This window comes from Methyloceanibacter methanicus, from assembly GCF_001723285.1.
GTDB classification, from domain to species: domain Bacteria; phylum Pseudomonadota; class Alphaproteobacteria; order Rhizobiales; family Methyloligellaceae; genus Methyloceanibacter; species Methyloceanibacter methanicus.
Window position 1 is genome coordinate 136,903 of record NZ_LPWG01000004.1, and the last position, 11,653, is coordinate 148,555.

The following is an 11,653-nucleotide window of genomic DNA, read 5'->3' on the forward strand; positions in this document are numbered from 1 at the left end:
GGCGTCCCGGAACCTGCGCGCTGCACATAAAAAATCGGCGGCGGAAAAGGAGAATTCCGCCGCCGATTCGTCCGTCTTGGGGGACGGAAAACGCCCGGTGTCCGTGCAGGGATCGGAGACGGGCGTGACTTGGAAACTATATGGCGTCGCGGCGGACCGGTTCAAGTGACCGCGGCCCATGCGCCTTAGACGCCGTGTTCCTCGCACCAATCGTGCAGCGACACCAGGATTCCAAGCGCCGAATGTCCGAACGGCGTGAGCTGGTAGGTCACGGCCACGGGCTTGGTGGCAACGACCTCGCGGTGGACCAGCCCACTCTCTTCCATCTCCTTGAGACGCTCGGCGATCATTTTCTTGCTCGCACCGCCAAGTTCTCGCGACAGCGCGTTGAAGCGCATCGGGCCCGCCTTCAAATGCCAAAGGATGGAGGCCTTCCACTTCCCGCCAAGCAGCCGCATGCCACGCTCGATCGGACAGGGCTCATCGCACTGTTTCGGCTGTGGCGCGCCGCTACCCGGCCGGTCGTTGACGGAGACACTATCGGACATCGGTCCTCACTAGGTTACAAACTGTAAACTGGTTGAATAAGGAAACCTATCCTCCTAAGTCAAGCGCGCACTGACCGCCCGCGCGTCATGCGCAGGCGGTCTCCGACATCATGCTGCGTATCAGGAGGCTGGCAGATCATGGACCCGAAGCTTTTTAGCCCACTCGACCTTGGCGACCTTACTCTTCCAAACCGAATTGTCATGGCACCGTTGACCCGCAACCGTGCGTTGCCCGGCGGCGACGTGCCCCACGCGCTCAACGCCACCTACTACGCCCAGCGGGCAAGCGCCGGCCTGATCATCAGCGAGGGCACGCAGATTTCGCCAGAAGGCAAGGGCTACATCCAGACGCCCGGCATTCACAGCGACGAGCAAGTCGTCGGCTGGAAGACGGTGACCGATGCCGTGCACGAGGCAGGCGGGCGCATGTTCGCGCAGCTCTGGCACGTGGGGCGCATCTCGCATGTTTCGCTCCTGCCCGGCGGGCAGGCCCCGGTCGCGCCCTCCCCGATCGCCGCCAAGAGCCAGACCTTTATCGCGACGGGCTTCGCTGACGTGTCCGAGCCGCGCGCGCTCGACACCGGTGAGATCGCCCGCGTGGTCGGCGACTACCGGACGGCGGCGGAGAACGCGAAGGCAGCCGGTTTCGACGGCGTGGAGATTCATGCGGCAAACGGCTATCTGATCGACCAGTTCCTGCGCGACGGCACCAACAAGCGCGAGGACGAATATGGCGGGACGCCGGACAAGCGCACGCGCTTTCTCGCCGAGGTCCTCGAGGCGGTCGCGAGCGTTTATCCGTCGAAGCGGGTGGGCGTGCGGTTCAGCCCGTTCTCGAGTTTCAACGACATGACCGACAGCGATCCGCTGACGACCTTCAGCGCGGCGATCGCCCGTGCGAACGACGCGAAGCTCGGCTACGTCCATCTCGTCGAAGGCGAAACAGGCGGCCCCCGCAGCTTTCCGAAGGGCGCGATCCAAACACTGCGCGCGAACTTCTCGGGCGCCTACATGGCGAACAACGCCTATGACCGGCAGATGGCGATCGACGCCGTCGAGTCCGGACAAGCGGATCTCGTTGCGTTCGGGTCGCTGTTCATCGCCAATCCGGATCTTGTGAAACGCTTCCGCCAGGACGCGCCGTTGAATACGCCGGACCCGCAGACCTTCTATGGCGGCGATGCGGCGGGGTATACCGACTATCCGACGCTGGACGAGGTCGCTTAGTTCATTTGAGCGTCCAAGGGAGGAGCCGGGCAACGGCCCCTCCCTCGACCCGTTCCCCTGTGCCGATCCCTTGTGCCGATCCCTTTGCCCGTCTCGTGTGACCGCCCTCATGCCGCCGCTCACAATTTCGGCGCGGTCTTGGTTAGACTGTTCCGCACCCTGTCGGGCTCTTGAGGATGGGCGCTGAAGCGATGGCCATGCGGATTGGATATATCGGCATCTGGACGAGGCAACTGGGCGTCGCCCTCGTCTGTCTTGTGCTGCCGAGCTCCGTCCTCGGCGAAGCCGCCCTCCAGGGAACACGGATCCGCGCCACCTATGACGTCGGCGTCGCGGCGATCGATCTCGGCACGTTCGACATGACCGCCACGGTGAACCGCGACGCCTATGCGCTCAAGGCGAACGGCGCGTTCTCGATCCTGGGCGGGCTTCTGTACAGGGCCGATGGCACGATTGAGAGCAACGGTGTGCGCGCCAGCGCGACCTCCAAGCCCCAGCACTTCGACTTCACCTATTCCGACAACAAGAAGACGCAGCAATTGCAAATCTTCTTCAACCGAGGATCCGTCCGGCAGGTCACGCGGAAGCCGAAGAAGAGGCCCGACAGGAAAGCCGTCCCCCTCTCGAACGATCAGCTCCGAAACGTGCTCGACCCGGCGACGGCGGCCTTCCTCGCCATCAGCGCCAACCTGCCCGCCGGCGACACGGCCGTCTGCAACGGGACTTTGCGGATCTTCGACGGCAAGCGGCTCTTCGAGCTGACCTTGTCGCCGAAGCGGACCGCTGAGCTCGGCGCGCGCGCGCCCGACGGCCTTCGGACCGCCGCGGTGTGCGCGGTCCGATACACGCCCATCGGCGGCCACCGCGCAGAAAGTTCGACCGTGGCGTTTCTTCAGAAATCCAAGGACATCGAGGCGTGGCTGGTGCCGGTTCCGGGAACGCAGCTCTTCGTCCCCTACAAGGTCGTGGTGCCGACGGCCTGGGGCAACGGCACGGTGACGCTCACGCAACTCGAAGCCGGGGCCGCCGCGCCGCGGCGCGCCAGCGCGCGCTAGAGCGCTTCAGTCTCGAACAGCCGGTCGATGTTGCCGCCCCAAGGCCCTTCATAGGCGGCGACGAGGCGATCCGCTTCGGTGCGGCCCGTCTCCGCGATCTCCATGAGGGGGCGAAGCATCCGCGTTTCGTCATGTCCCTTGTCGTTGCGTTTGGCGCGCCGCAAGAGGCCGCCTTCCGCCAGCGCCAGGATTTCGCGGGCGATGTCGCGCAACGTGCGGCCCCGGAACGGCGTCGCGAGCCCTGTGCGCGGCACGGTAAGACGCATGTCCCGGCGCTCCTCCTCCATCCAGCTCTCGACGAGCGATGCCGCGTTGTCCAGCGCGGACGTGTCGTAGAAAAGCCCGGCCCAAAGAGCCGGAAGCGCCAACAGGAGACCGAGGGGTCCGGCATCGGCACCGCGCATCTCCAGGAACTTCTTGAGGCGCACCTCGGGGAAGAGCGTGGTGAGGTGGTCGGCCCAATCGTCGATGCTGGGCCGTTCGCCTGGCAGCGCCTCCAGCTTGCCGTTCAGAAAATCGCGAAACGACGCGCCGGCGACATCGATATAGCGGCCGTCGCGATAGACGAAATACATCGGAACATCGAGCGCATAGTCCACATAGCGCTCAAAGCCCATGCCGTCCTCGAAGGCAAAGGGCAACCCGCCGGTCCGGTCGGGATCGGTGTCCTGCCACATCTGCGCGCGGTAGGACTGAAAGCCGTTGAGCTTTCCCTCCTTGAATGGGGAGCTGGCAAACAGCGCGGTCACGACGGGCTGAAGCGCGAGACCGACGCGGAGCTTGCGAACCATGTCCGCCTCTCCGCTGAAATCCATGTTCACCTGCACGGTCGCCGTGCGGAACATCATATCGAGACCGTGGCTCCCGCGGGTCGGCATGTACTGCATCATGATGCGATACCGGTCCTTCGGCATGAGCGGCGTCTCGTCGAGAGTCCATTTGGGCGAGAAGCCCAGCCCGAGAAAGCCGATGCCGAGCTGATGCGCGACCGCGCCGATTTGCGACAGGTGCTGGCGCAGTTCAGCCTCGGTTTCGTGGATCGTCTTCAGCGGCGCGCCGGAGAGTTCGAGCTGGCCGCCGGGCTCGAGGCTAATCGATCCGCCAATGGGACAATCCGAGCACGACAGCGCAATGATGTTGCCGTTCTCGCGGATCGTGTCCCAGCCGAAGCAATTGTGATGCGCTTCCAGAAGCGCGCCGATCCCCCGTGGCCCGTCATAGGGAACCGGCGAATTGTCGGTGACGTTGAAGCCGAATTTCTCGTGCTCCGTACCGATGCGCCATTCGGACTCCGGCTTGGAGCCAGACTCCAAATACGCGACGAGTTCATCCCGCGACTCGATGATGGGGCTCTTGGGCCCGTCAGCGCGTGTCGACATGTGAGGAGAACTCCGCTTGGGTCGGTAGAAAAGAGGATCCGCCAGCACATGCGCCCGGGCGCGACTGCGAGGCTCGAATGGGTCACTTTATCGTACGCGGCGACCGGCGCGGCAAGAGACAGTTCCGCGCAATAACAGAGGCTTGATGACAGCGCGTGACGGCGGTCAGACCATCATACGATGGTAGAGGTCGAACATGATCCAAAGGCTGCCGCCCACCATGATGCAGATCAGGACGACGGCGAATGCCAGGGCGACGAGATTCTCGCGCGGTGTCGTCTTGAAGTCGATATGCAGGAAGAACCGCAGATGGACCAGGATCTGAATCACGGCGAGCACCGCGATGACAATCAGCGTGGTCTGGCGCGGTAGCGATCCCGCCGCAACGAGACCGAAAGGTATGGCAGTCAGAACAACCGCCAGCGCAAGACCGATCAGGTACGGCTTGATGGTCCGCTCGATGGGAAGGCCCGACTTGATCTCCATCACATCAACCCCGGCAGATAGACCACAGAGAAGATCACGACCCAAATGATGTCGAGGAAGTGCCAGAACAGGCCGAGCCGCATGAGCCGCGAGGCGACCGGCGCGGTGAGGCCTTTGAAGAACACCTGCCCGATCATCACCAGGATCCAGATCAGGCCCACACTGACGTGAAACCCGTGCGTACCGACCAGCGTGAAGAAGGCGGACAGGAACCCGCTCCGGTCGGGCCCCGCCCCTTCGGCGATCATGCCGCTGAACTCGCCGAACTCCAGGACAATGAAGCCGGCGCCGAGCAAGAAGGTAACGGCGAGCCACATCAGCACTTTGCCCCGCTCGCCGGCCGATAGCGCGACGGCCGCGACACCGAACGTCGTGCTGCTCAAGAGCAGCAGCGCGGTCTCCGCCGCGGCCCGCTCCAGACTGAACACGTCCTTCGGCGTCGGCCCGCCGGCCGCGTTGCCGACCATCACCAGGTACGTGGCGAAGAGGCAGGCGAAGATGACGGCATCGCTCATCAGATAGAGCCAGAAGCCGAAATCCTTCTCCTCGTAACGCTCCGCGTCGCGCGGGCTGATGGTCATGTCGGCGATGCTGCTCATGTGGCGGGCTCCGCCGCGGGCTCGCCGGCAAAGCCGGGCTCGTCCGCCAGCTCGTTCTTGGGCGCCTTGGCCAGCTGGGCGAAGCGTTCGTCCTCGATGGCCTTCACCTCGCTCGCGGTCATGACGAACTCATCGTCGTCGTCGGACGCGCGGTAGACGATCGCGCCCAAGATCACGGCCAGCGACAGAAGCGCCAGCCACCACATCCACCAGATCATGGCGAAGCCGAACACGAAGCCCGCGATGCCGATCACAAAGCCCACATAGGTGTTCTTCGGCATGACGATGTCTTCGTATTGTTCCGGCCGCTGATAGGCGACGCCGCGCTGCTTCATGTCCCACCAGGCTTCGCGGGCTTCCACCTTGGGCAGCACGGCGAAATTATAGGGTGCCGCCGGCGATGAGGTGGCCCATTCGAGCGAGCGGCCGTTCCAGGGATCGCCCGTGAGATCGAGCGCGTCCTTGCGGTCGCGAATGCTGACCACGAGCTGCACCCCGAGGCAGATCATGCCGAGCATGATGATGAAGGCGCCGACCCAAGCGACGATGAGATGGGGCTGCCAGGCCGCGATGTCGTAATGCTCCATCCGGCGCGGCATGCCGAGCAGGCCGAGCACGTAGAGCGGCATGAAGGCGAGGTAGAAGCCGACGATCCAGCACCAGAAGGCACGCGTGCCCCATTTCTCGTTGAGCTTGAAGCCGAACGCCTTGGGGAACCAGTACATGTAGCCCGCCAGATAGCCGAACAGCACGCCCGGGATGATCATGTTGTGGAAGTGCGCGACGAGGAACGTCGTGTTGTGCATCAGGTAGTCGATGGGCGGCAGCGCCAGGAGGACGCCGGACAGGCCGCCGATCACGAAGGTCACCAGAAAACCGATGGTAAAGAGCATTGGCGGTTTGAAGATGATGCGGCCGCGATACATGGTCAGCAACCAATCGAACACTTTCACGCCCGTTGGGACCGAGATGATCGTGGTCATCGTGCCGAAGAACGAGTTGACCCGCGCGCTCGATCCCATGGTGAAGAAGTGATGCAGCCACACCGTGAAGGACAGGAGCCCGATGGCCATGGTCGCGCAGACGAGCGAGACATAGCCGAACAGACGCTTCTGGCTGAACACCGACACGACCTCGGAGAAAACGCCGAAGGCCGGAAGAATGAGGATGTAGACCTCCGGATGACCCCACAACCAGAACAGGTTGATGTAGTTCATCATGTTCCCGCCCATGGCGTTGGTGAAGAAGTGGAAGCCGAAATTGCGGTCGAGGATCAGCATGCCCGTCGCAACCGTGAGCGCGGGAAAGGCGAAGATGATCAGGACCGACGTGACGAAGATGGTCCAGGTGAAGAGCGGCAGGCGGAACATCGTCATGCCGGGTGCGCGGTTCTTGAGGATCGTCACCAGGAAATTGATGCCGGTCATCGTGGTGCCGAAGCCCGCGATGAACACCATCCACAGCCAGTAATCCACGCCAACGCCGGGCGTGTACTCCACCCCGGAATAAGGCGGATAGCCGGTCCAGCCCGCCGTGGAGAACTTGCCGATGACGAGCGACAGGAGCATGAGCCCCGCGCCTGCCGTGGTGAGCCACAGGCTGACCGAATTCATGAAGGGGAACGCCACGTCGCGCGAGCCGATCTGCTGCGGCACGATAAGGTTCGCAAGTCCCGACAGGAAGGGCATGGCCATGAAGAAGATCATGATCGTGCCGTGGGACGAGAAGATCTGATCGAAATGATCCGGCGGCAGATAGCCGTCGCTGTTGTAGGCGATGGCTTGCTGGCTGCGCATCATGGCCGCGTCGACGAAACCGCGCACGAGCATGACCAGCGCCAGCATGATGTACATGATGCCGATCTTCTTGTGATCGACGCTCGAGACCCATTGGGTCATCACCATCCGCCAGGCGCCGAAATAGGTGATGGCGCCGGCGACCGCGAGCCCGCCGAGCACGGTGACCGCGGCACCGGACGCGGCGACGGCGCTGTAAAGCGGCAGGGAATCGATTGTCAGTCGTCCGAAGATGTCCACTGGACCTATTCCGTCGTTTCGGCTTTCGAAGATTTCGGCGTGCGATCGGAGTCGCCGTGCGAGTATTTGCCGATGATGCAGTCGAAGAGATTGGGTTCGACGCCCGAGTAGTACGTCACCGGAACTTTTTGGCTGGGCTTTGCGAGCGCGTCGTAGGCCGCCGCGTCAAGCGCCGTGCCCGATTGCTTCACCTTCTCCACCCACGCATCGAACTCCTCTTTGGATTGCGCGTGGGTCTGGAACTGCTGATCGGCGAACCCGGTGCCGCTATATTGAACGTTGCGCCCCCAGAACGTGCCGGCCTTGTCCGCAAGCAGGTTGAGCCGCGTCTGCATCCCCGCCATGGCGTAGATCTGCCCGCCGAGCGCCGGGATCACGAGCGAGTTCATGACGGTGTCGGACGTGATCGTGAGGCTCACCGGCCTGCCGACGGGCATGGCCAATTCGTTGACGACCGCGATGTCGTGCTCCGGATAGACGAACAGCCACTTCCAGTCCTGTGCGATGGCCTGTACCTGAAGCGGCTTCACGCTGGGATCGATCTCCGTATAGGGATCGAGCTTGTACGTGTTCTCCCAGAGATGGAATGCGAGCCAGACAACGATCGCCGCCGGGATGCCCCAAACGACGATCTCCGCCGGCCAGTAGAAATCGAAGTTCGGCGTGTAGCGCGCTTTACGGTTCGTGCCGCGAAAATACCGCGTGAAGACCGCCGCCATGATGAACACGGGAACGATCACAATCATCATGATCGCGACGGCTTTGAACAAAAGGTTGCGTTCGGTGAGCGCGATCGGCCCCTTGGGATCCAAGACCGGACCGTCCAGTACGGTGCAGCCCCCGCAAAGCAGCGTCAGTGCCGCAACGGCGATCGCGGCCGCGGCGCACGTATTCCATCGAAGTGGGCGCGCGTGTCTGACGATCATGTCTTCGCTGCTTCGACCCCGGAACGATGTGATTGGACTGCTTGCGACCGTAATGGCTCGCGGCCGTCAATGCGAGAATAGATCAAGCTTGGTGCACAACCTGTGACAATCGAGTCACAGAATCGCGGGGAATTTTACATTCGCCTAGCGCCAATCGCCCCAGACGGCGTTGACGAGCGTCAGACATGCAACCGCCGCCGTGTCCGCGCGCATGATGCGTGGACCGAGCGAAATCGGCAGCACGAAGTCCTGCTTCAGCAGCAGCGCGCGTTCGTCGGGGTCGAAGCCTCCTTCGGGACCGATCAACACAGCATGCGGACGAGACGCCTCCGCGGCCAGGACGTCGAGCGGGGAGGCGACTGCGGCCGTCTCGTCTGCGACAACGAGACGGCGCTCGGGCTCCCAGGTGGATAGAACGTCTTCGAGCTTTTGCGGTGCGCGCACCTCCGGCACCCGCAGGATGCCGCATTGCTCCGCGGCCTCGACCGCATTGGCTGCGAGACGCTCGACCTTGATGCGCTCGGCCACGGTTCGACGCGTGATGGTCGGGCGGCAGACGCTCGCGCCCATCTCCGTCGCCTTTTGCGCCATGTAGTCGACGCGCGCCCGCTTGATCGGGGCAAACAGATAATGGAGGTCCGGCCCGCCTTCTTGCGGTCGCGTTTGGTGCTCGGCGACGAGACTCATGGACTTCTTGCCGGCGGTGGTCACACGCGCGCACCATTCGCCATCCGCGCCGTTGAAGATCAGGACATAAGAGTCCGGCTTCATGCGGAGTACATTTGCAAGGTAGTGCGCCTGATCCCGATCGAGCGCCACATCGGCGCGCCCGCGCGAGCGGGGACTGACGAACAGCCGTGGCAGTTTAGAGGGCATGGGCAACAAGCGGCGAAGCAAGCGAAACGGCAGGACACATGACACGTCCGGAGAGTGAAGGCAAAGCCGGCGACGGCGCCGGCGACCTGTTGCCGATGCTTCGGTGGAAAACTGGGTCGACCGTTACGCGCCGGCCTGGGCCCTGCCCTATTTGCGGCTGGCGCGTGCGGACCGTCCCATCGGCTTCTACCTCCTGGGCCTGCCCTGCTTCTGGTCGGTGGCCTTGGCGGGGCTTCACACCGGCGCGGCTATCCGGATCCGTGGCTGCTCGTGCTGTTCGCCATCGGCGCCGTCGCCATGCGCGGCGCGGGATGTACCTATAACGACATTGTCGACCGGGAGATCGATGCAAAGGTCGCGCGAACGCGCACGCGCCCCCTGCCCAGCGGTCAAATCTCGCTCAAAGGCGCGATGGTCTTCCTGGCGGCCCAGTGCCTGGTGGGCTTGGCCGTGCTTCTCTGCCTCAATCCATTCTCGATCTGGCTCGGCTTTGCCGTGATCCCGATCGTGGCGCTCTACCCTTTCGTGAAGCGGATCAGCCACTGGCCGCAGGCGGTGCTGGGGCTGGCCTTCAACTGGGGGGCACTCATGGGCTGGGCGGCGGTGACCGGCCGGCTCGACTGGGCGCCGGTCATCCTCTATGTGGGCGCCATCGCCTGGACCATCGGCTACGACACGATCTATGCGCACCAGGACCGCGAGGACGACGCCTGATCGGCATGAAATCCACGGCGCTGCGTTTCGGGGACAGCACCAAGTCCTGGCTCAGCGGATTTTATGCGGTGACGATCGCGGCGATGGGGCTCGCGGGCTGGCTCGCCGGCGCTGGCGCCGTGTTCTTCACCGGGCTCGCCTTCGCCTGCGGGCAGCTTTTGTGGCAGATCGCGACCCTCGACATCGACGATGCCGAGAACTGCCTCGCCCGTTTCCGCTCCAATCGAGACTTTGGTTTGATTGTTTTTTTTGCAGTTCTGGCCGATATGACGGTTGCATCTTCCCTCTAGAGGACCGATTTGAGGGGTTAGACGGACTGGTCCGAGAAATGCAGGGACGACTCGCATGAGCTGCCGCCGGTGATGCAAGCGGGCCCCGGTGCGTATCGCATCCGAGGCCCGTGTGACGCCTTGCTGTTAGCTTCCTTATTGGCCGCCTTGAGGTGGCCTTGATTGCCGTGATGGTGCCACGGAAGACTTCCCGGACGCTTAATGGACGTCATTAACGACCGGTAGCTTCCAGCATGGTTTAGAGAGTGTTCCTGCCGCCAAATGACTGCTTTAACGCACAGTAAATCACACAACGAAATGACTTCATCCTCGCCATCGCGCGAAGACGACTTCGAAATTCTAAGTCGCGCGGTCCGTGAGGCCGGGGACTTGGCCGCACGCTATTTCAAGACCTCGCCTAAAGCCTTCACGAAGGCGGACGGCTCGCAAGTCAGCGAGGCGGACCTTGCGGTCGATGCGGCTTTGAAGCTCGACCTCACCACGCGCCGCAAAGAGTATGGCTGGCTCTCCGAAGAGAGCCCCGACGACCGGTCGCGCCTCAAATATTCGCGGGTCTGGATGATCGATCCCATTGACGGCACGGGTGCGTTCCTGCGCGAGATTCCTGAATGGACCGTCTCGGCCGCCCTGGTCGAGGACGGCGTGCCGGTGCTCGGCGTCGTCTACAATCCCGTCAAGGACGAGTTCTTCCACGCTATTCGCGGCGCGGGCGCGTTTCTGAACGACGCGCCGATCCACACGACCGAACTGGCCACGCTGGAAGGCGCCCGGATGATCGCCAGTGGCGGGCTGTTCCGAAAGAAGATCTGGGAAAATCCGTGGCCCAACGTGACCGCGGAGTGGGTGAACTCCGTCGCCTACCGGCTCGCGCTAGTGGCCTGCGGGCGGGGCGATGCCACGATCTCGCTGACACCCAAGGCCGAGTGGGACCTGGCGGCGGCGGCCGTCATCATGGAGGAGGCCGGTGGCGTGACCACCGACCATTTGGGGAACCCGCACGCCTACAACCGCGACGATCCGAAATTCCCCAGCCTCGTCGCGAGCGGCGCCGCACTCCACCCGGCCCTGATCGAGCGCACGAGCCGCGTAGACGTTTAGATCACAATTCGGCACATTGCCCGGCCAGGGAACGAGCGAGGGGGATTTCGCATGGCTGCAAGAAAGAAGGCATCGGCAACGGCGGAGGGGACGCAGCTTCTGCATCTCGTCTTCGGCGGCACGTTGACCGATCTGGACAAGGTCCATTTCGACGATTTGAGCAAGTTGGACGTCGTCGGCATCTATCCCAACTACGCCACCGCGTACGATGCGTGGAAGGATGCCGCGCAACGGTCCGTTGACGATGCCCATATGCGCTACTTCATCGTGCATCTTCACCGGCTTCTCGACCCTGATACGGCCTAGCCGCCGCACGCCATCCCCGGCCCGCGGGCCAAGGGTCGCGGTCTTGCGCCCTGGTCTTGAAGGGCTTTTCGCCTTAAAGGTCGCAGGGCTGTCGTGCTAGAGAAGTGAGCAGG

General features: G+C 63.3%; 13 protein-coding genes. 6 read left to right on the forward strand and 7 right to left on the reverse strand.

The window, feature by feature from the left end; genetic code table 11:
- Positions 1-185: 185 nt before the first annotated feature.
- A complete protein-coding gene (locus AUC68_RS03475; RefSeq protein ID WP_069436365.1) occupies positions 186-548 on the reverse strand; it encodes a winged helix-turn-helix transcriptional regulator in 363 nt (120 codons plus the stop codon).
- Positions 549-686: 138 nt separating this feature from the next.
- On the opposite strand from AUC68_RS03475, the gene AUC68_RS03480 reads away from it, so the two are divergent.
- Both AUC68_RS03480 and AUC68_RS03485 read left to right on the forward strand, forming a co-directional pair.
- Positions 687-1,775: an alkene reductase gene (locus AUC68_RS03480; RefSeq protein WP_069436366.1), complete on the forward strand. Its 1,089-nt coding sequence runs from the start codon at positions 687-689 to the stop codon at positions 1,773-1,775.
- A 197-nt stretch (positions 1,776-1,972) separates the two neighbouring features.
- A complete protein-coding gene (locus AUC68_RS03485; RefSeq protein ID WP_158008217.1) occupies positions 1,973-2,830 on the forward strand; it encodes a DUF3108 domain-containing protein in 858 nt (285 codons plus the stop codon).
- On the opposite strand, the gene AUC68_RS03490 is transcribed toward AUC68_RS03485, so the two are convergent.
- From AUC68_RS03490 to AUC68_RS03515, 6 genes are all read right to left on the reverse strand, one after another.
- Positions 2,827-4,209 carry a glutamate--cysteine ligase gene (locus tag AUC68_RS03490; RefSeq protein WP_069436368.1) on the reverse strand — a complete coding sequence of 461 codons (1,383 nt, stop codon included), beginning with the start codon at positions 4,207-4,209 and terminating at the stop codon, positions 2,827-2,829. The genes AUC68_RS03485 and AUC68_RS03490 overlap by 4 nt on opposite strands.
- A gap of 165 nt (positions 4,210-4,374) precedes the next feature.
- Positions 4,375-4,695 (reverse strand): cytochrome o ubiquinol oxidase subunit IV, encoded by a 321-nt coding sequence (gene cyoD, locus AUC68_RS03495; protein ID WP_069436369.1) that lies wholly within the window; start codon positions 4,693-4,695, stop codon positions 4,375-4,377.
- The gene (gene cyoC / locus AUC68_RS03500; RefSeq protein ID WP_141701070.1) at positions 4,695-5,294 is read right to left on the reverse strand and encodes a cytochrome o ubiquinol oxidase subunit III; all 600 of its coding nucleotides are present in this window, start codon (positions 5,292-5,294) and stop codon (positions 4,695-4,697) included. The genes cyoD and cyoC overlap by 1 nt, the downstream gene beginning before the upstream one ends.
- Complete coding sequence (locus AUC68_RS03505; protein ID WP_069436407.1) at positions 5,291-7,324, reverse strand: cbb3-type cytochrome c oxidase subunit I; 2,034 nt, start codon at positions 7,322-7,324, stop codon at positions 5,291-5,293. The genes cyoC and AUC68_RS03505 overlap by 4 nt, the downstream gene beginning before the upstream one ends.
- An 11-nt stretch (positions 7,325-7,335) precedes the next feature.
- A complete protein-coding gene (gene cyoA / locus AUC68_RS03510) occupies positions 7,336-8,256 on the reverse strand; it encodes a ubiquinol oxidase subunit II (RefSeq protein ID WP_083240359.1) in 921 nt (306 codons plus the stop codon).
- A 144-nt stretch (positions 8,257-8,400) separates the two neighbouring features.
- Positions 8,401-9,132 carry a 16S rRNA (uracil(1498)-N(3))-methyltransferase gene (locus AUC68_RS03515; protein WP_069436370.1) on the reverse strand — a complete coding sequence of 244 codons (732 nt, stop codon included), beginning with the start codon at positions 9,130-9,132 and terminating at the stop codon, positions 8,401-8,403.
- Between the two features lie 270 nt (positions 9,133-9,402).
- Between AUC68_RS03515 and AUC68_RS18560 the strand changes: the two genes are divergently transcribed.
- The 4 genes from AUC68_RS18560 to AUC68_RS03530 all read left to right on the forward strand — a co-directional run bounded on the left by AUC68_RS18560 (position 9,403) and on the right by AUC68_RS03530 (position 11,540).
- Positions 9,403-9,846 (forward strand): UbiA family prenyltransferase, encoded by a 444-nt coding sequence (locus AUC68_RS18560; protein ID WP_425283207.1) that lies wholly within the window; start codon positions 9,403-9,405, stop codon positions 9,844-9,846.
- Positions 9,847-9,851: 5 nt separating this feature from the next.
- Positions 9,852-10,136: a UbiA prenyltransferase family protein gene (locus tag AUC68_RS18565; RefSeq protein ID WP_425283208.1), complete on the forward strand. Its 285-nt coding sequence runs from the start codon at positions 9,852-9,854 to the stop codon at positions 10,134-10,136.
- 297 nt (positions 10,137-10,433) lie between these two features.
- Positions 10,434-11,234 carry a 3'(2'),5'-bisphosphate nucleotidase CysQ gene (locus AUC68_RS03525; RefSeq protein ID WP_069436371.1) on the forward strand — a complete coding sequence of 267 codons (801 nt, stop codon included), beginning with the start codon at positions 10,434-10,436 and terminating at the stop codon, positions 11,232-11,234.
- 51 nt (positions 11,235-11,285) lie between these two features.
- Positions 11,286-11,540 carry a DUF4170 domain-containing protein gene (locus tag AUC68_RS03530; protein WP_069436372.1) on the forward strand — a complete coding sequence of 85 codons (255 nt, stop codon included), beginning with the start codon at positions 11,286-11,288 and terminating at the stop codon, positions 11,538-11,540.
- Positions 11,541-11,653 lie beyond the last annotated feature (113 nt).

Excerpts from the sequence above, each read along its gene's own strand:
- AUC68_RS03475 (WP_069436365.1), bottom strand. The coding sequence starts at position 548 with ATGTCCGATAGTGTCTCCGTCAACGACCGGCCGGGTAGCGGCGCGCCA.
- AUC68_RS03480 (WP_069436366.1), top strand. The coding sequence starts at position 687 with ATGGACCCGAAGCTTTTTAGCCCACTCGACCTTGGCGACCTTACTCTT.
- AUC68_RS03485 (WP_158008217.1), top strand. The coding sequence starts at position 1,973 with ATGCGGATTGGATATATCGGCATCTGGACGAGGCAACTGGGCGTCGCC.
- AUC68_RS03490 (WP_069436368.1), bottom strand. The coding sequence starts at position 4,209 with ATGTCGACACGCGCTGACGGGCCCAAGAGCCCCATCATCGAGTCGCGG.
- cyoD (WP_069436369.1), bottom strand. The coding sequence starts at position 4,695 with ATGGAGATCAAGTCGGGCCTTCCCATCGAGCGGACCATCAAGCCGTAC.
- cyoC (WP_141701070.1), bottom strand. The coding sequence starts at position 5,294 with ATGAGCAGCATCGCCGACATGACCATCAGCCCGCGCGACGCGGAGCGT.
- cyoA (WP_083240359.1), bottom strand. The coding sequence starts at position 8,256 with ATGATCGTCAGACACGCGCGCCCACTTCGATGGAATACGTGCGCCGCG.
- AUC68_RS03515 (WP_069436370.1), bottom strand. The coding sequence starts at position 9,132 with ATGCCCTCTAAACTGCCACGGCTGTTCGTCAGTCCCCGCTCGCGCGGG.
- AUC68_RS18565 (WP_425283208.1), top strand. The coding sequence starts at position 9,852 with ATGAAATCCACGGCGCTGCGTTTCGGGGACAGCACCAAGTCCTGGCTC.
- AUC68_RS03525 (WP_069436371.1), top strand. The coding sequence starts at position 10,434 with ATGACTTCATCCTCGCCATCGCGCGAAGACGACTTCGAAATTCTAAGT.
- AUC68_RS03530 (WP_069436372.1), top strand. The coding sequence starts at position 11,286 with ATGGCTGCAAGAAAGAAGGCATCGGCAACGGCGGAGGGGACGCAGCTT.